The sequence below is a fragment of the Pseudomonas sp. NMS19W genome (assembly GCF_051554255.1).
In the GTDB taxonomy this organism is placed as follows: domain Bacteria; phylum Pseudomonadota; class Gammaproteobacteria; order Pseudomonadales; family Pseudomonadaceae; genus Aquipseudomonas; species Aquipseudomonas kribbensis.
The window spans coordinates 2,007,612-2,024,510 of sequence record NZ_CP136718.1; the positions used below are offsets into that span (position 1 = coordinate 2,007,612).

The following is a 16,899-nucleotide window of genomic DNA, read 5'->3' on the forward strand; positions in this document are numbered from 1 at the left end:
TCACCGCGATCCAGTCCCGCCGGGTCGGTTCGCCGACCGGACGGATCAGTTGATCACCGGCCATTGTCTGGGGCGTCTTTGATATTCACGGTGGCGGTGACCGACATGCCCGGACGGATCTTGCCGTGCAGCGGGTTATCGGCTTTGAAAGTCAGTTTGACCGGAATCCGCTGTACGACTTTGGTGAAGTTGCCGGTGGCATTGTCCGGCGGCAACAGGCTGAACTGCGCGCCGGAAGCCGCGAACAGGCTGTCGACCCGGGCTTCGATCGGCGTATCGCCATAAGCGTCGAAGACCAGCTCGGCCTTCTGGCCAGGCTGCATGTGGCCGATCTGGGTTTCCTTGAAGTTGGCCTGCACCCAGATGTCTTCGTCCGGAACGATCGACAGCAGGTACGCGCCGGCCTGAACAATCTGGCCATTGCGTGCGGCGCGCTGGCCGACGAGGCCACTGATCGGCGCGTGGATTTCGCTACGGGTCAGGTTCAGCTCGGCCTGGGCAAGGTCGGCGCGGGCGTTGGCGATCTGCGCATCGAGGCGCTTGATCTCGGCATTCAGTGCGCTGACCTGCTGGCGTTGGCTCTGTGCATCGGCCTGGGCCTTGGCCACTTGCGAGCGGGCGATATGGTTGTCGGCGGAGAGGGTGGTGACACGCTCCTCGGAAACGAAACCGGGTTTGCGCAGGGCTTCTGCACGGGACAGGTCAATCTGCGAGCGGCCCAGTGTCGCTTGCGTGGTTGCCACTTGTGCTTCGCTGGCGGCGATCAGGCTGGATTGTTGAGTCAGCTTGCTCTGGGCCTGCAGGCGCTCGGCTTCACGGGTGGCGAGGGCGGCATTGGCGCGATCGACGGCGAGGCGGAAGTCGTCGCCTTCGAGACGCACCAGCAACTGGCCTTTTTCCACGTGCTGATTGTCCTGCACCAGGACTTCGTCGATGCGCGCGCTCAACTGGCTCGACACGCGGGTGATTTCACCCTGGACATAGGCGTTGTCGGTGCTTTCATAAAAGCGGCCCTTGAAAAACCAATGAGCGAAAAAGCCCCCGGCAATCAGCAGGACGAGCAGCAGGAAAATGAACAGGCGACGCTTGAGTTGGGCAGGCATGGGCAAACTGTAGTCGAGGAATTGTAAGGAAAGTTATCAGCAGGCGAATCTGGCATACAGCCGATGAACGGTAAATGCCGTCTGCTGATATTCAGCCATTCACCACGGCCTACGGGCGTTACAGACGCAAAATTGGCTTAAATGCCCTGCCCGCTGGAGCGGGGCGGGTGTCGCCTGTTACCATTCGCCGCTTGATTGTTCTTTGCTTTTCATTCTTTTCGAGACATGCCATGACCACCGTCCGCACTCGCATCGCGCCATCGCCTACCGGGGATCCCCACGTAGGTACCGCTTACATCGCATTGTTCAACTACTGCTTTGCCAAGCAGCACGGCGGTGAGTTCATCCTGCGCATTGAAGACACCGATCAACTGCGTTCGACCCGCGAGTCCGAACAGCAGATTTTCGACGCTCTGCGCTGGCTCGGCATCGACTGGAGCGAAGGCCCGGACGTCGGCGGCCCGCACGGTCCTTATCGCCAGAGCGAACGCGGCGACATCTATCAGACGTACTGCCAGCAACTGGTCGACATGGGCCACGCTTTCCCGTGCTTCTGCACCGCGGAAGAGCTGGACCAGATGCGCGCCGAGCAAATGGCGCGCGGCGAAACCCCGCGCTACGACGGTCGTGCGCTGTTGCTGTCCAAGGAAGAAGTCGCGCGCCGCCTGGCTGCCGGCGAGCCGCACGTGATCCGCATGAAAGTGCCGACCGAAGGCGTCTGCGTGGTGCCGGACATGCTGCGGGGAGATGTCGAGATCCCGTGGGATCGCATGGACATGCAAGTGCTGATGAAGACCGACGGCCTGCCGACGTACTTCCTGGCCAACGTGGTCGACGATCACCTGATGGGCATCACCCACGTTCTGCGTGGTGAAGAATGGCTGCCGTCGGCACCGAAACTGATCCTGCTTTACGAATACTTCGGTTGGGAACAACCGGAGCTGTGCTACATGCCGCTGCTGCGTAACCCGGACAAGAGCAAGCTGTCTAAGCGCAAGAACCCGACCTCGGTGACGTTCTACGAGCGCATGGGCTTCATGCCGGAAGCGATGCTCAACTACCTGGGCCGCATGGGCTGGTCGATGCCGGACGAGCGCGAGAAGTTCTCGCTGCAGGAGATGGTCGACAACTTCGACCTCAAGCGCGTGTCGCTGGGCGGGCCGATTTTCGACATCGAGAAACTGTCGTGGCTCAACGGCCAGTGGTTGCGTGACCTGCCGGTGGAAGAGTTCGCCGCTCGCGTACAGAAGTGGGCGTTCAACTCCGAATACATGATGAAGATCGCGCCGCACGTTCAGGGCCGCGTCGAAACCTTCAGCCAGGTCGCACCGCTGGCCGGCTTCTTCTTCGCCGGTGGCGTTAATCCGGACGCCAAACTGTTCGAATCGAAAAAGCTGTCTGGCGATCAGGTTCGTCAACTGATGCAGTTGATCCTGTGGAAGCTGGAAAGCCTGCGTCAGTGGGAGAAGGACAGCATCACCGCGACGATTCAGGCGGTGGTCGAATCTCTCGAGCTGAAACTGCGTGATGCGATGCCGTTGATGTTTGCGGCGATTACCGGTCAGGCGAGCTCGGTGTCGGTGCTCGATGCGATGGAAATCCTCGGGCCGGACCTGACGCGTTTCCGTCTGCGCCAGGCGATTGACCTGCTGGGCGGCGTGTCGAAGAAGGAAAACAAAGAGTGGGAAAAGCTGTTGGGCGCTATCGCCTGATTGCGTTTGACTCTGCAGGACGCGCCGCAGGCCAGGATCTTTTGATCCCGTCCTTCGGCGCTTTCCCCCGAATTTACGGGGGGAGGGCGGTAAGTGATTGTTATGCCGACAAAAAATTTTGAAATTTTTCAAAAATAAGTTTGACAGGCTTTCGATACGCCCTTAAGATTCGCCCCGTCCTCAGCGATGACATCAACGATGAGGGGCTATAGCTCAGCTGGGAGAGCGCTTGCATGGCATGCAAGAGGTCGACGGTTCGATCCCGTCTAGCTCCACCAATTTACACTTCGAAGCCTGGCCACACCGGCTTCGAAGCGATCAACACTCAGCGTTGATCAGTTGTATAGAAGGGTTTGCGTCCCCTTCGTCTAGTGGCCTAGGACACCGCCCTTTCACGGCGGTAACAGGGGTTCGAGTCCCCTAGGGGACGCCAGTTTTACAGAAGCGATGTTACAAGTAGTCGCTCCGCCGCGAGGCGAAAAATCCGGGGCTATAGCTCAGCTGGGAGAGCGCCTGCATGGCATGCAGGAGGTCAGCGGTTCGATCCCGCTTAGCTCCACCAATTTACAGTTCAAGGTCTGGCCACACCGGCCTTGAATCGATCAGATCTCAGCACTGATCAGTTGTATAGAAGGTTTGTGTCCCCTTCGTCTAGTGGCCTAGGACACCGCCCTTTCACGGCGGTAACAGGGGTTCGAGTCCCCTAGGGGACGCCACGATTACCCGCCTTGCGGGATTTATAAGGGTCATTCAATTATTGAATGGCCCTTTTGTTTGTCTGGCGTTTGGCCAAATCTCCTTTTTCCTTAAACTGTGCTTCAGACCAGCGGTCATATTTTCGACTTGCAGAATATTATTATGAGAATAATATTCTAATCGTAATATTCGGAGGCAACGATGAACGACAAAAAAGCTCAAACCCGCGAACGCATCCTCAAGGCTGCCAGCGCCGCTCTGATCCAGCGTGGCCCGGCCGAGCCGAGCGTGGGTGAAGTGATGGGCGCCGCCGGCCTGACTGTCGGTGGCTTCTATGCGCACTTCGAAAGCAAGGACGCCATGATGCTTGAGGCGTTCAAGCAGTTGCTGGGTCGCCGCCGCGACCTGATTGCCGACATGGACTCCGAATTGACCGGCGAAGAGCGTCGCGCCCTGGTGGCTGCGTTCTACCTGTCGCGCAAGCACCGTGATTCCAGTGACTCGGCCTGCCCGATTCCGGCTTCCATCGGCGAGCTCGGGCGGCTGCCGGAAGAATTTCGCATAGCGCTGAACGAGCACCTGGAACTGATGATCGCGCAGTTGGCTTCAAGCCCGGAAGACATCGATAAAGCGTTGGCCGACGTGGCCTTGATGGTAGGTGGTCTGGCGCTCTCAAGAGCGTTGGGGCCTGGTGATTTGTCCGATCGATTGCTGCGCGCTGCCAAATCGGCGGTGCGTTGACCTGAAGGCAGCGAGCCTGAGGAGAGAGCGATGAGCACGTTGAAGTGGGTTCGCGGCGTTAATGGCACCTTGGGCTGGTTTGCACCGAAACTGGTAGCAAGCAAAATGCGGCTGGCATTCATGACGCCCCGCGCAAATTCACCACGGGATTGGGAATTGCCGCTGCTGGCGAAATCCGAGCGGATCACTTTGCGCTTCGGCCTCTCTGCATTGCGCTGGGGGCAAGGCCCGACGGTTCTGCTGATGCACGGTTGGGAAGGGCGGCCGACCCAGTTTGCTGCGCTGATCACGGCGCTGGTCGAATCCGGTTACACCGTGGTCGCTCTCGACGGTCCGGCCCACGGGAGATCACCGGGACGCGAAGCCAACGTTGTATTGTTCGCCCGCGCCATGCTCGAAGCCGCTGCTGAATTGCCACCGCTGCAAGCCGTCATCGGCCACTCCATGGGCGGCGCCAGCGCGATGCTCGCCGTGCAACTGGGTCTGCGCACTGAAACCCTGGTCAGCATTGCCGCGCCTGCCCGTATTCTGGGCGTATTGCGCGGGTTTGCCCGCTACGTCGGCATGCCGCCCAAAGCTCGTTCTGCCTTCATCCGCCAGGTTGAACAGGACGTCGGCATGCGCGCCGCGACCCTCGATGTCGCCCACTATCAACTGGATATGCCAGGCCTGATCGTGCACGCCGAAGACGACACGTTCGTCTCGGTCAAGGAATCCCAACTGATCCACGAATCCTGGTTCGACAGCCGACTGCTGCGCCTGGAAGCCGGCGGTCATCAGCGCGTGCTGGCCGACCCTCGGGTGATTGATGGCGTGTTATCACTGCTCGCCGGTCGCAGCCTTCAGGCGCGGCAATCGGCCTAGTCATCCGTTACACTGCCCCGGTTGAATCATTTGACCGGGAGTAGGGCATGGGCTGGGATCGGGCAACGCCGTTTACCATTGATCTGCAAGTGGGCGCCGAGGACATCGACGGGCTGGGGCACGCGAACAACGCGGTTTATGTGTCCTGGCTCGAACGCTGCGCCTGGCGTCACTCGCAGCGGCTGGGTCTGGATCTGGTCGAGTATCGTCGTCTGGATCGGGCGATGGCGGTAGTGCGACATGAAATCGATTATCTGGCCGCCGCCTACGAAGGTGACGAACTGCAATTGGCGACCTGGATTGTCGATTGGGATCAGCGCCTGAAAATGACCCGTCACTTCCAGCTGATTCGCCCCAGCGACAACACCACGCTGCTGCGCGCCCAGACCACCTTTGTCTGCATCGAGCTGTCCACCGGCAAGCCGAAGCGCATGCCCGCCGAGTTCATTGAAGGTTACGGCCCGGCCATCCAGACAGCGGACATGGGTTTAACCCGCGAAACCCAGTAAACTGCCGCACGTTTTTCCTTGAGTGTGTGTTTCCCATGCAAATTGCTCTGGCGCCGATGGAAGGGTTGGTCGACGACATCCTGCGCGATGTCCTGACCCGTGTCGGCGGTATTGACTGGTGCGTGACCGAGTTCATCCGGGTCAACGATCAGTTGCTGACCCCGGCCTATTTCCACAAGTTCGGCCCTGAATTGCTCAACGGTGCTCGTACTGCTTCCGGCGTACCGCTGCGCGTGCAATTGCTGGGTTCCGACCCGGTGTGCCTGGCGGAAAACGCTGCGCTGGCCTGCGAATTGGGTTCCGAAGTGATCGATCTGAACTTCGGCTGCCCGGCGAAAACCGTCAACAAGTCCCGTGGCGGTGCGGTGCTGCTCAAGGAGCCGGAGCTGCTCAACCAGATCGTCGAACACGTGCGACGTGCCGTACCGGCGCACATCCCGGTCACCGCCAAGATGCGCCTCGGTTTCGACAGCCCGGACGGCTCGCTGGTGTGCGCCACGGCGCTGGCCGAGGGCGGCGCCGAGCATATCGTGGTTCATGCCCGGACCAAGATGGACGGCTACAAGCCGCCGGCCCATTGGGAGTGGATTCCGCGTGTGCAGGATGTGGTCAAGGTGCCGGTGTTCGCCAACGGCGACATCTGGAGCGTCGAAGACTGGCGTCGCTGCCGGGAAATCAGCGGCGTCGAGGACATCATGCTCGGTCGTGGTCTGGTTTCGCGCCCCGATCTGGCCAAGCAGATCGCTGCCGCCCGTGCCGGCGAGGAAGTCGTCGAGATGACCTGGGCCGAACTGATGCCACTGATCCAGGACTTCTGGCTGCAAGCCAAAGCGCAGATGACAGCGCGTCAATCGCCGGGCCGTTTGAAGCAATGGCTGGCGATGCTGACCCGAAATTATCCCGAGGCCACCGAGCTGTTTACCGTGCTTCGGCGTGAGACCGAGCCGGACCAGGTCTCGCGTTTGCTGGGCTTGCCGGTCGCCGAAGCCGCCTGAAAAAATCTTCGAATAATCTCTTGAAAACAAAACGCAGGTCCCTATCTAAGGGTTACGCGATGCCGAATTCGGGTCGCGGAGACAAAAAACCTTGCTGATTGTTTTCAGGAGATTTGAACCATGAGTACTGCATTTTCCCTCGCTCCACTGTTCCGTTCCTCGGTAGGTTTCGACCGTTTCAACGACCTGTTCGAAACCGCCCTGCGCAACGAGCCAGGCAGCAGCTATCCGCCTTACAACGTCGAAAAACACGGTGACGATCAATACCGCATCGTCGTGGCGGCGGCCGGTTTCCAGGAAGAAGACCTGGAACTGCAAGTCGAGAAGGGCGTGCTGACCATCAGTGGCGGCAAGCGTGACGCGAACGAAGGCGTCACTTTCCTGCACCAGGGCATCGCCCAGCGTGCATTCAAGCTGTCCTTCCGCCTGGCCGATCACATCGAGATCAAGGCCGCCGGCCTGAGCAACGGCCTGCTGAGCATCGATCTGCTGCGTGTGATCCCGGAAGAAGCGAAAGCCAAACGCATCCCGATCAACGGGACGCAGAAGCCGGCGCTGCAACACTGATTCACTTGCAGAAACAAATCGTCTGAACGGGCGATAAGCCGCTGAATGAAGGCCCCGATACGTCGGGGCCTTTTTTGTGGGCGCAGGAATACTGCGGTTCTGCTTTGCCGGAAGCGGCGGTTTCTCTACAATCCGCCGCAGTTTTGCCGACCCCCATCCTTACCGGTCGGCCTGGAGCCTTTTCTCATGGACGATATTCAACAGCGCTGGCTGTGCGCCCTCTCTGCGCCTATGGCAGCGCTCAACACCGGCGCCGGGTATGACGACCCCGCGTTCTGCGATGACCATTACATCGATCTGAAAGACAGCTGGGGCATCGATGACCGGCGGCAGTTGTTCGACATGCTCCAATGGATGACGGACGACGGTCATGCCAAAAACCTGAGTGGAGCCTATCTGGCGTGGCAGCGTTGTTTGCCGAGTCAATGGCACGCCTTGCTTGAAGATCTGAGTCCCCGTGAGCGTGTTTTGCACGAGTTTGCCAGTCGCACTTTCGGCAGTTGCGGTCCTGGAGGGATTTTGTCCTGGGACTATGGGCGGATGGGTTTCCTCTTGCGTTGTGCGGTGCGCAACCAATGGATTGATCTGATCGAAAGCAACTGGCTGCACAGTCGTTTGGCCGTCAGGGCACAATTTCACTACGGTAGCTGGATGTCCTACTTCAATGGATTTGTTGTGGGGCGCACCTTTTGGTGCTGCTTGAGCAAAAGCGACGACGAACTGGCCTGCGAGCTGGAGCGGCAAGGGGACAGTGCTCATAACCTGCGAATCGTCCGTGGCCTCGCCCAGAACATCCCGCACTTTCTGGCGGATTTGCCTTGGCACATGGAGATTGATTCGTTACCCCGTCCGGCATCGCTCAAGGAGTTCGACTGGTCATGAGTTGCTGGATTCGCCTGGGCATCGAGCCCACTTCCGACGAAACCCTGATTCGCGATGCCTACCGCGCACGTCTGCCGTCGCATCATCCGGAAACCGATCCTGAAGGGTTTCAGGCTCTGCGCATGGCCTACGAAAACGCCTTACGCTTGGCGCGTGAAGACGAGGAAGACGGGCCAGAAGAAGGCATTGAAGAGTCAGAGCAGGAGCTTGTCGAGGTCCCGCAGGCGTTCATGGATTTCTGCGAGTTGCTTGATGATCCCGCGCTACGGTTCAATTTCGAGGCGTGGCAGGCATTTGTCCGGGCGCTGGATGAGCTGTCACTGGAACACCTTGATGAACTCAGTTGGGGGCTCTACCACCGGATGGCCGACGCCGGTCCGCTGTCCTATCGTTGCGCGAATCTGTTGGCCAGGCGTATGGCCTGGGACCAGCAACTGCTGGATCTGGAGTTCAACGACGCTCAACGGGTGGAAGCCTTTCTGCGGCGAATCGAAACGCCCGATCCGTTTGATACCAATCTGATGAGCACCTGGTCAGAAGCCGCGCAGACCGAATCACTCTGGTACGCCCGTAGCCTCGATTTCATCTTCACCCAGCGTCCGCTCCATGAGTTCGCCGATTTCGCCAACCAGCACACCTGCCTGCCGTTGCCGCATGATGCAGCGTTCATCAAGCGTTTGCTGGTGCAATTCACGCAGGCGGGCATCGGTGCGCCGACACTCTTGCAGTGCTGTGTCGAACAGCAACTTGAATCACCCGATGATGTGGACTGGCTGTACCTGGTGGCCTGTCAGAGCAGTCTGTTGGGGAATGACGATCAGGCATTGCCGTACTGGATCCGGTTGTGGGATGAGCATCGCCATCCGATGGCCGAAAGTCGTCTGCTGGAACTGTGTACCAAGCGGCAACCGACTTTTCTGCCTCTGCTGATTCAGGCGTTCGATTGTCTGGGCAATTTTTCTGACTGGCCTGCGGATCTTGGGGATGACGCCCAGGTGTATGGCAGTCCCTCACAACGTCCCGAGACGCTGAACCGTTGGTTGGGTGTCGGGCGGTTGAAGCTTGATAACCTGGCGCAGAGTTTTGTCGGGTGGCGCATGACGGGCGATGAACTTCCGTTGCTGGCGCAGTTGCTGGGTGAAAATGCCGACAGCCGACTGCTTCATCTGTACCGACATGCCTGGGCGTTGCATCGAGGGGATGCGGTCTTGCTGCAGCAGATTCTGGACCAGCCGCTGCCGGTCGATGCGCTCGAATGCCTGGTGTTGAGCGGGTTCAAGGCTCAGGCCGGGCAGCACCTGCGCTGGTTGAGTGATGCGCCGATTGCGCAGGCGATGAGTGCCTTCAGCGAAGCGGATTCAACACCGCGACAATTGCCGCAGGAACTGACAAAAGGTGAGCTGCACAAGGTCTGTCGACTGTGGTTGCGTCGCTTGCGGCCCTACAGTGATGCCGCGCTGGAGCGAATCGCCGAAGCATTCAGGTTGGGTGCCGTCAAAGACGACTGTGACTTGTCCGAGCTCGATCTGCTTCTTCAGTTGAGTCGCCGCGGGACAGGGTTGCCGCCGGTCGGGCTGGGCGATGCTGCCTGGGAGTGGCATGCACAGACATTGTTTTTACTGGCGTTGCTCGATCAGCCGGAGCGCTGGCTGCAATTGATCGATGGACAATGCCTGGAGAGTCTGCCGTTCAATCCGGCTCATCCTTTGAGTCGATTGCAGCCACTGTTGCGGCGTTTGCAACGTGAGCAAGGTAATTGCGACGGACTGCTGGGCTGGCTGCAAGGCGATGACCCGGTGCACGGCTTGTTGGTGCAGCAATTGTTCAGTGTGCAACAGGCACTCGACAGCGCCCGATTGCCATCCAATACCCTGCTTTACACCTGTATCGAAAGCGACCGCGCTGCATGTGGCGACGATCTTCTGGGTTTGTTGATGTTCTGGGGCGTGCTTTATCACGACCCGAGCCTGAGCGCCGAGCAGCATCGTGTCTTGCTGCAATCGATCGCGGCGGTCAGTTGCGAAGACGACTGGTTCGAGGGTTTTCGCGACGCCTTGATCAAGGGTGAACCGGTGTGGCCACCGCGCAAGGTGTTGACGGATTTTGGTGTCGACAAACTGTTGGCGTACGAGGCGCTGGATGCGCTCAAGGGCATGGTTCGCCATGGCGCTGCCGGTGTCCTGAAAACCCGGGTGTTGCGCCAATTGCAGCAGGGCAAGGATGACATGCAGAACAGTATCGGTTTGCGTCTGGCGCTGTGTGCGTTGCTGTCCTGGTCGGAGCGTTTGATGCTGGCCAAAAGTGATATTCAACCGGTACCGGCGGGTGCGATCTGGCGCCTGGGGTCGCGATTGGGGCGCAAGGCTTTTATCGCGCAGGTCCTGGGGTGTGTGGTGATTGCGCCGGTCGCAGGTCTTATCAGTGGTACCACGCTCTTTGGGATTCTGATCCTGTTGCTCAGTGTTCTGTTGTTATTCGGCGCCACTCTGCGCCGATTGCACGACATGGGGCGAGGTCTGCCCACGTTGCTGATATTCATGGCGCTGTCACCGGTCTTGCCGTTCCTGCCATTGCTGTTGTTCGGTTTTCCCGGCGACAAACTGCCCAACCGATACGGCGTGCCGCCGGACAGCGGCGGTGACGAAATGCTGTCCGGTGGCCTGCAGGCTGCGCTGCGGCGACTCAACGGTTAGAGGCGCAGTTGGTCCAGCGCCTTGTTGATTTCCGAGCGGTGGCTGGTGATCTCTGCCGGCTGCTGCCCGCCGAGTACAGTGGTGAAGTGGTGCAGCCACTCGGCAATGTGTTCTCGCTGCGTGCCCAGACTCTGCATCCATGCCCGCTCCAGTCGGGCCAGCAGTGTGCGGTTGGGCAATGCATCACGCGGATGGACTTTCAGCGTTGACAGCCGGTTATGGCTGTCTCTGCGCGCTTGTTCATCCAGTCCGGTGGGACTGCGATCGATGCTGTGGCTGTGCCGTTCGCCAGTCTCGAGCAACGTGACGTCGACTTCGAGCAAACCGTTGATGTCGTAACTGAAGCGTACGTCCAGCTCCTGGATGTTATCGTTCGGCGTCAAGGTGACATCGAAAGCGTCAATGAGGATGTTGTCACGTACCCATGGCCGTTCACCCTGGTAAACGGCAATGCGCAGCAGCTCCTGCCGGGGATAAGTTGTGTGGTAGCGCTCCACCCGTGACGTTGGAATGATGGTATTGCGTTCGATGATTGGCGAAAAAGCCCCGTCGATGCCTTTGCCACGCATGGTCTCGATGCCCAGCGTATACGGGCAGACATCGGTCAGGATCAGTTCCTCAATCGCACCATCACGCGCCTTGCACGCCGCTTGCGTCGCTGCACCCAGTGCGACAATCGTGTCCGGATCAAGATGCCGGTAAGGCAGGCGTCCGAACAGTGTAGCGACCAACTGTTGCACCGCAGGCATCCGCGTCGCGCCGCCCACCAGCACCAGACTGTCGAGATCCCGTGGTTTCAGGCGCGCGTCGCGCAGAGCTTGTTCGATCGGTGCGCGCAATCGTGCCAGCAAGGGTTCCCAGATCTTCACGGCAGCGGCTTCGTCCAGCGACCATTCATACAGTTTGTCGACATGGCGCCAGCTCAACGATTGATTGCCTTCGCCGAGTTTGCATTTGAGTTGTTCCAGGGCATCGCCCAGGCTGGCCATGCTTTGCGCATCAATCATCGACGGGGTCAGTTGCCAGTTTTTCAGACAGGCGTTCAACAGTGCGGCGGTAAAGTCTTCGCCACCCAGAAAGTTGTCACCGGTGGACGCATGGACCTCGATCAGCGGCAGTGCATATTCCAGTACCGTGACATCGAAGGTCCCGCCGCCCAGATCGAAGATCAGTGTGCGTTCGAATTTCTGTTCGTGCAGCCCGTAGGCCATGGCGGCAGCGGTCGGTTCGTTGATCAGTCGGGAAACTTTCAGGCCCGCAAGCTCGGCGGCGAACAGCGTGCGTTTGCGTTGCTCGTCACTGAAATACGCCGGCACGGAAATCACCGCTTCAGATACCGGGTGGCCGAGAAAGGCTTCGGCGTCCTGCTTGAGTGAGCCGAGCACCAGTGCCGAGAGTTCTTCCGGGCTGAATGAGCGCTCGCCCAGTTCCAGACGCTTGTCACTGCCCATGAAGCGCTTGAACGCCGCCGCTGTGCGCTCCGGGTGAGTGGTCAGCCGGGCGCGTGCCGCTTTGCCTACCAGAATGCTGTCGTCTTCATCGAGACTGACGACGGAAGGTGTGAGCACGTCGCCGAGGGCGTTGGGGATCAGTCGGGCCTGGCCGTCCTGCCAGACGGCGATCAAACTGTTGGTGGTGCCAAGGTCAATACCCAGCAGGGCCGGGCGGGGGAGGGTTGCATCCTGCATGATCGATCTCGAAACGGCGCGAAAAAACGCGACCCTACAGGTTGCCGCCAACCCTGGCAATTCCCGGTCTGGCGGCAACACCGGCGGAACGCAACCGCAGGTGCCAGCTCACTCCAGCAAGCCTTTCAACACCTCCAGCGCCACCGGCCGACTGTGCAGATACCCCTGATACAAATGGCAGCCCAGCCCTTGCAGAAACTCCAGCTGCTCAGGTGTTTCCACGCCTTCGGCGATCACCTCCAGTTCCAGGCTGCGGGCCATGGCGACGATGGCGCGAATGATCTCCGCGTCGTTGGGGTCGCTGGTGGCGTCGCGGATGAAGGACTGATCGATCTTCAGGGTGTCCACCGGCAGGCGCTTGAGGTAGGTCAGCGATGAATAACCGGTACCGAAATCGTCCATGGCGAAGCTCACGCCGAGCTTTTTCAGACGGCGCATCTTGCTGATGGTGTCTTCCAGGTTCTGGATCACGATGCCTTCGGTGATTTCCAGTTTCAGCAACGAGCAGGGCAGGCCATGGCTGGTCATGCTGTGTTCGATACGTTCAACGAAGTCGTTCTGGCGGAACTGCCGGGGGCTGATGTTCACGCACAGACTGAACGCCAGCGGATCGATCAGGCCGTCGGCGATCAATTGCTTGAAGGCATCGCAGGCCTCATCGAGGATCCAGGTGCCGACCTCAAGGATCAGCCCGCTGTCTTCCAGGACCTTGATGAATTCGGTCGGCGATTGTGCGCCGAGTTCCGGGTGATTCCAGCGCACCAGCGCTTCGGCGCCGATGATGCGGTTGTCCCGGGCGTCCACTTGCGGCTGGAAATGTACGTTGAATTCGCCACGGGACAGTGCCAGTCGCAAATCGGTTTCCATGCGCAGCCGTTCGCTGGCGGCTTTCTGCATGGTGTTGTGGTACATCTGCGTGGTGTTGCGCCCGGAGTCCTTGGCCCGGTACAGCGCGATGTCCGCGCGTTTGAGCAGGTCGGTCGGGGTCGAGCCGTGATCGGGAATCAGCGCTACGCCGATGCTCGGCGTCACTTGCAGGCGCTGGCCGTCGAGGAACATCGGCTCCGAAAGCAGTTCGCGAATGGTGTCGGCCAACTCCCGCACCTGAACGCTGACCTCATTGCGCGTGCCTTCCAGGCCGCTGAGCAACACCACGAATTCATCGCCACCAAGCCGCGCCACGGTGTCTTCCATGCGCACACTGGCTTCGAGGCGCGCGGTGATGATCTTCAGCACGGTATCGCCGACCGGATGGCCGAGCGAGTCGTTGATGTGTTTGAAGTGATCGAGATCGAGAAACAGCAGCGCGCCGCGCAAATTGTGGCGCTTGAGCAGGGCGATCTGCTGGCTCAAGCGATCCATCAGCAATGCGCGGTTGGGCAGGTTGGTCAGCGGATCGTGATAGGCCAGATGGCGGATCTGCGCTTCGGCGTTCTTCAGCAGGCTGACGTCCCGGGCGGTCATCAGCAGGCAGGCGATTTCGTTGAGGGTGATCGGCTCGACCGAAACCTCCACCGTCAGCAATTCCCCGCGCTTGTTGCGCCCGAGCATTTCCTGATGATGCACACGGCCCTTGATCTGTAGCTCGGCGAGCAATCCCGAGCGTTGTTTTTCCTCGGCCCAGATGCCGACCTGATACACGGTTTTGCCCACCACTTCGTCGGCACGGTAGCCGGTCAGGCGACAGAAACCGTCGTTGACTTCCAGATAACGCCCGGTGTCGCGTTCGGTGATGGTGATGGCGTCGGGGCTGGAGTGAAACGCCTTGGCGAACTTCTCTTCACTGGCCTTGAGCGCCGCTTCCGAGCGCTGTTGCTGGGTGATGTCGCGCAGCGTGGTGACGATGCACGGCTGGTTGCCGACGCTGATCTGGCGGCTGGAAATCACACAGGTCAGCGATTGGCCGTCCTTGTGCTGGACGATGATCGCGACGTTGCTCAGGCCCTGTTCGCGGATCACCCGTTCGATGCGTTGCAGGCTTTTCGCCGAGGCGTCCCACAGGCCGATTTCTTCGGCGGTGTGGCCGATGACATCGGTGGCGCTCCAGCCGAAAGTCTGGGTGAAGCTGGAGTTGATCTCGATGAACTCCCCGGTTTCCTGGCGGGTCACGCAGATCGGGTCGGGGCTGACCTGGAACAGGGTGGCGAATTTCTCTTCGGAAGCCACGAGGCGCTGCTCGCGTTCGACTTGATCGGTGATATCGAGCAGGGTGCCGGCCATGCGCAGCGGCGCGCCGTTTTCGTCGCGATAGAGGCGGGCGCGGCTTTCCAGATAGCGCGAACTGCCGTCCGGCAGTTGCACGCGATACGTCAGCTGATAATTACCTGCCGGTCCTTCGCGCAGGCTGCGGTAGGCATCGCGCATGCTGTCGCGTTCCTCGCCGGGCACGCCTTCGAAGAATTCGTCAAAAGATTCGTGGAACGGAATCGGCTCCAGCCCGTGCAGTTGCGCGGCCCGGGCCGAGCCGTAGAGCATGCCGCTGGGAATGTGCCAGTCCCAGGTGCCGAGCTGCGCCGAGTCCAGTGCCAGATCGAGGCGTTCCTGACTGTCCTTGAGCGCATGTTCGGCGGCTTTGCGCTCGGTGGTGTCGAGAAAAGTGCTCAACAGGTAAGGCTGGCCCTCGAGTTCGACCTTTTGTGCGCTGAGAATCCCGTCGTGAACCTGGCCGTTACTGGCGCGGAACTGCACCTCCATGCTGATCAGCTCGCCCTTGGCCTTGGTTTTCTTGACTAGCTCGGCTCGCTGCTCGGGATGCACCCACAAGCCCAGCTCCAGGGTGGTGCGCCCGATGGCGCTCTGCACCGGCCAGCCGAACAGACTTTCGAAATACTGGTTGGCCTCGCTGATCAGGCCGTCTTCCTGGCGGGTCAGCAACACCATGTTCGGGCACAGGTGAAACAGTGTGGCGAAACGTTTCTCCGAGCTGCTGAGGGCCTGTTCCCGTTGCCGCTGGTGGGTGATTTCACGGATCACCCCGATCATTCGGGGGCGGCCATGTTTGTCCGGTAGCAGGCTGCCATTGATCTCCAGCCAGTGCAGGCTGCCGTCGGGCCAGCGAATGCGGTGGTGCATCGCCTGTTCCAGCGGCGCGCCGGCAATCACCGCGTGGAAGGCACGAATGGTTTTCGCCCGGTCTTCCGGCGGCAGCAGGTCGAGGTATTCCAGGTCTTCGGGCAGCGGCTGCCGTGGATCGAAGCCGAACAGGGCCTGAGTGCCCCGCGACCAACTGATCTGCCCGCGCTCGATATCCCAATACCAGGCGCCGAGGCGGGCGCCGTTGAGCGCCGCGAGCAATTGCGGCGCGCTCTCCCAGCTCTGTTCGGAACGCCGTGGATCAATGGCCTGAATACGCGGCATCGGCGGAATACGGTCAACAGATTTCGGCATTGTTAAGGGGCCTTGAGCTGATTTGGGCGTTAGGCACAGGGGACGGCAGCTCTATAGGATTAGCACAAGTCAGCCGTGAGTCCCTGGCAGATCGATTTGCGCGTCCAGCAGGGCCATAAACGCCCGTGCAGCATTCGACAGCGTCCGTTCGGTGTGCAGGATATAGCCTAGCTGGCGACTGAGCTGTATGCCCGGCAAAGGTATGCGCGCCACCTGTTCATCGAGCATGGTGCGCGGCAAAACGCTCCAGGCCAGGCCGATTGAGACCATCATCTTGATGGTTTCCAGGTAGTTAGTGCTCATGGCGATGTTCGGCGTCAGGCCCTGAGCCTCGAACAGGCGTTGGACAATATGGTGGGTAAAGGTGTTGCCGCCGGGGAAAACCGCCGGATGACCGGCAATGTCCGCCAATGTGACAGCGCCGTTGCTGATCAATGTGTGTTCCGGGGCGACCACGAAGTCCAGCGGGTCATCCCAGACCGGCGTGGCCTTGACCAGTGTGTGCGGCTCCGGCGCCAGGGTGATGACCGCCAGCTCTGCGCGGCCATGGAGAATTTCCTCGTAGGCCACTTCCGAATCGAGGAACTGAATATCCAGCGCCACCTGTGGGTAACGGCGGGTGTATTCCCTCAACAGGGGCGGCAAACGGTGCAGGCCGATGTGGTGACTGGTGGCCAGGGTCAGGCGGCCGGTGACTTCGCCGGTGAGGTTGGTCAGGGCGCGGCGGGTGTCATCGAGCACGTTGAGAATCTGATAAGCCCGCGGCAGAAGTGCCCGGCCGGCCTCGGTCAGGCCCACTTCACGACCCAGCCGGTCGAACAGCCGCACGTTCAATTGCTGCTCAAGCCCGGCGATGCGTTTGCTGATCGCCGGTTGCGTCAGGTGCAGACGTTCACCGGCGCCGGAGAAGCTCCCGGACTCGGCGATGGCGATAAAAGCATTGAGGTTGGCCAGATCCATGTTCGTATTCCAGTTGGTTATCCAAAGCATAAAAAATATGAATTTGAGTTATTCAATCTAACCCCATAGGATCGGCCTCACAAGCCAAAGGGTTATTGATAA

General features: G+C 60.0%; 12 protein-coding genes and 4 tRNA genes. 12 read left to right on the forward strand and 4 right to left on the reverse strand.

The window, feature by feature from the left end:
• Window positions 1-53: 53 nt before the first annotated feature.
• Entirely contained in the window at window positions 54-1,103 is a 1,050-nt protein-coding gene (locus R1A29_RS09030; protein ID WP_119427460.1) for an HlyD family secretion protein, read from the reverse strand.
• A gap of 230 nt (window positions 1,104-1,333) precedes the next feature.
• On the opposite strand from R1A29_RS09030, the gene gltX reads away from it, so the two are divergent.
• The 12 genes from gltX (at window position 1,334) to R1A29_RS09090 (ending at window position 10,762) form a co-directional block, all read left to right on the forward strand.
• Window positions 1,334-2,815 (forward strand): glutamate--tRNA ligase, encoded by a 1,482-nt coding sequence (gene gltX, locus R1A29_RS09035; RefSeq protein WP_438301209.1) that lies wholly within the window; start codon window positions 1,334-1,336, stop codon window positions 2,813-2,815.
• 202 nt (window positions 2,816-3,017) lie between these two features.
• A tRNA-Ala gene (locus R1A29_RS09040) sits at window positions 3,018-3,093 on the forward strand.
• A 79-nt stretch (window positions 3,094-3,172) separates the two neighbouring features.
• Window positions 3,173-3,248: transfer RNA gene (locus tag R1A29_RS09045), tRNA-Glu, on the forward strand.
• Window positions 3,249-3,301: 53 nt separating this feature from the next.
• Window positions 3,302-3,377: transfer RNA gene (locus tag R1A29_RS09050), tRNA-Ala, on the forward strand.
• 78 nt (window positions 3,378-3,455) lie between these two features.
• A tRNA-Glu gene (locus tag R1A29_RS09055) sits at window positions 3,456-3,531 on the forward strand.
• 181 nt (window positions 3,532-3,712) lie between these two features.
• Window positions 3,713-4,252, forward strand: a complete 540-nt coding sequence (locus R1A29_RS09060) for a TetR/AcrR family transcriptional regulator (RefSeq protein WP_007956432.1) — start codon at window positions 3,713-3,715, stop codon at window positions 4,250-4,252.
• A 30-nt stretch (window positions 4,253-4,282) separates the two neighbouring features.
• Entirely contained in the window at window positions 4,283-5,116 is an 834-nt protein-coding gene (locus R1A29_RS09065; protein ID WP_438301210.1) for an alpha/beta fold hydrolase, read from the forward strand.
• A gap of 47 nt (window positions 5,117-5,163) precedes the next feature.
• On the forward strand, window positions 5,164-5,625 hold the full coding sequence (locus R1A29_RS09070; protein ID WP_134826065.1) for an acyl-CoA thioesterase: 462 nt from the start codon (window positions 5,164-5,166) through the stop codon (window positions 5,623-5,625).
• Between the two features lie 35 nt (window positions 5,626-5,660).
• A complete protein-coding gene (locus R1A29_RS09075) occupies window positions 5,661-6,620 on the forward strand; it encodes a tRNA dihydrouridine synthase (protein WP_085711993.1) in 960 nt (319 codons plus the stop codon).
• Window positions 6,621-6,740: 120 nt separating this feature from the next.
• Window positions 6,741-7,187 carry an Hsp20 family protein gene (locus tag R1A29_RS09080; RefSeq protein WP_102621524.1) on the forward strand — a complete coding sequence of 149 codons (447 nt, stop codon included), beginning with the start codon at window positions 6,741-6,743 and terminating at the stop codon, window positions 7,185-7,187.
• Between the two features lie 186 nt (window positions 7,188-7,373).
• Window positions 7,374-8,069 (forward strand): DUF1266 domain-containing protein, encoded by a 696-nt coding sequence (locus tag R1A29_RS09085; protein ID WP_438301212.1) that lies wholly within the window; start codon window positions 7,374-7,376, stop codon window positions 8,067-8,069.
• The gene (locus R1A29_RS09090; protein ID WP_438301213.1) at window positions 8,066-10,762 is read left to right on the forward strand and encodes a DUF805 domain-containing protein; all 2,697 of its coding nucleotides are present in this window, start codon (window positions 8,066-8,068) and stop codon (window positions 10,760-10,762) included. The genes R1A29_RS09085 and R1A29_RS09090 overlap by 4 nt, the downstream gene beginning before the upstream one ends.
• Here R1A29_RS09090 and R1A29_RS09095 read toward each other — a convergent pair.
• The 3 genes from R1A29_RS09095 to R1A29_RS09105 all read right to left on the reverse strand — a co-directional run bounded on the left by R1A29_RS09095 (window position 10,759) and on the right by R1A29_RS09105 (window position 16,797).
• Window positions 10,759-12,450, reverse strand: coding sequence for an Hsp70 family protein (locus tag R1A29_RS09095; RefSeq protein ID WP_438301214.1), 1,692 nt, complete (start codon window positions 12,448-12,450; stop codon window positions 10,759-10,761). The two genes, R1A29_RS09090 and R1A29_RS09095, sit on opposite strands and share 4 nt — an antisense overlap.
• Window positions 12,451-12,558: 108 nt before the next feature.
• Complete coding sequence (locus R1A29_RS09100; RefSeq protein ID WP_438301216.1) at window positions 12,559-15,837, reverse strand: PAS domain S-box protein; 3,279 nt, start codon at window positions 15,835-15,837, stop codon at window positions 12,559-12,561.
• 69 nt (window positions 15,838-15,906) lie between these two features.
• Complete coding sequence (locus R1A29_RS09105; protein WP_438301217.1) at window positions 15,907-16,797, reverse strand: LysR family transcriptional regulator; 891 nt, start codon at window positions 16,795-16,797, stop codon at window positions 15,907-15,909.
• Window positions 16,798-16,899: the final 102 nt, after the last annotated feature.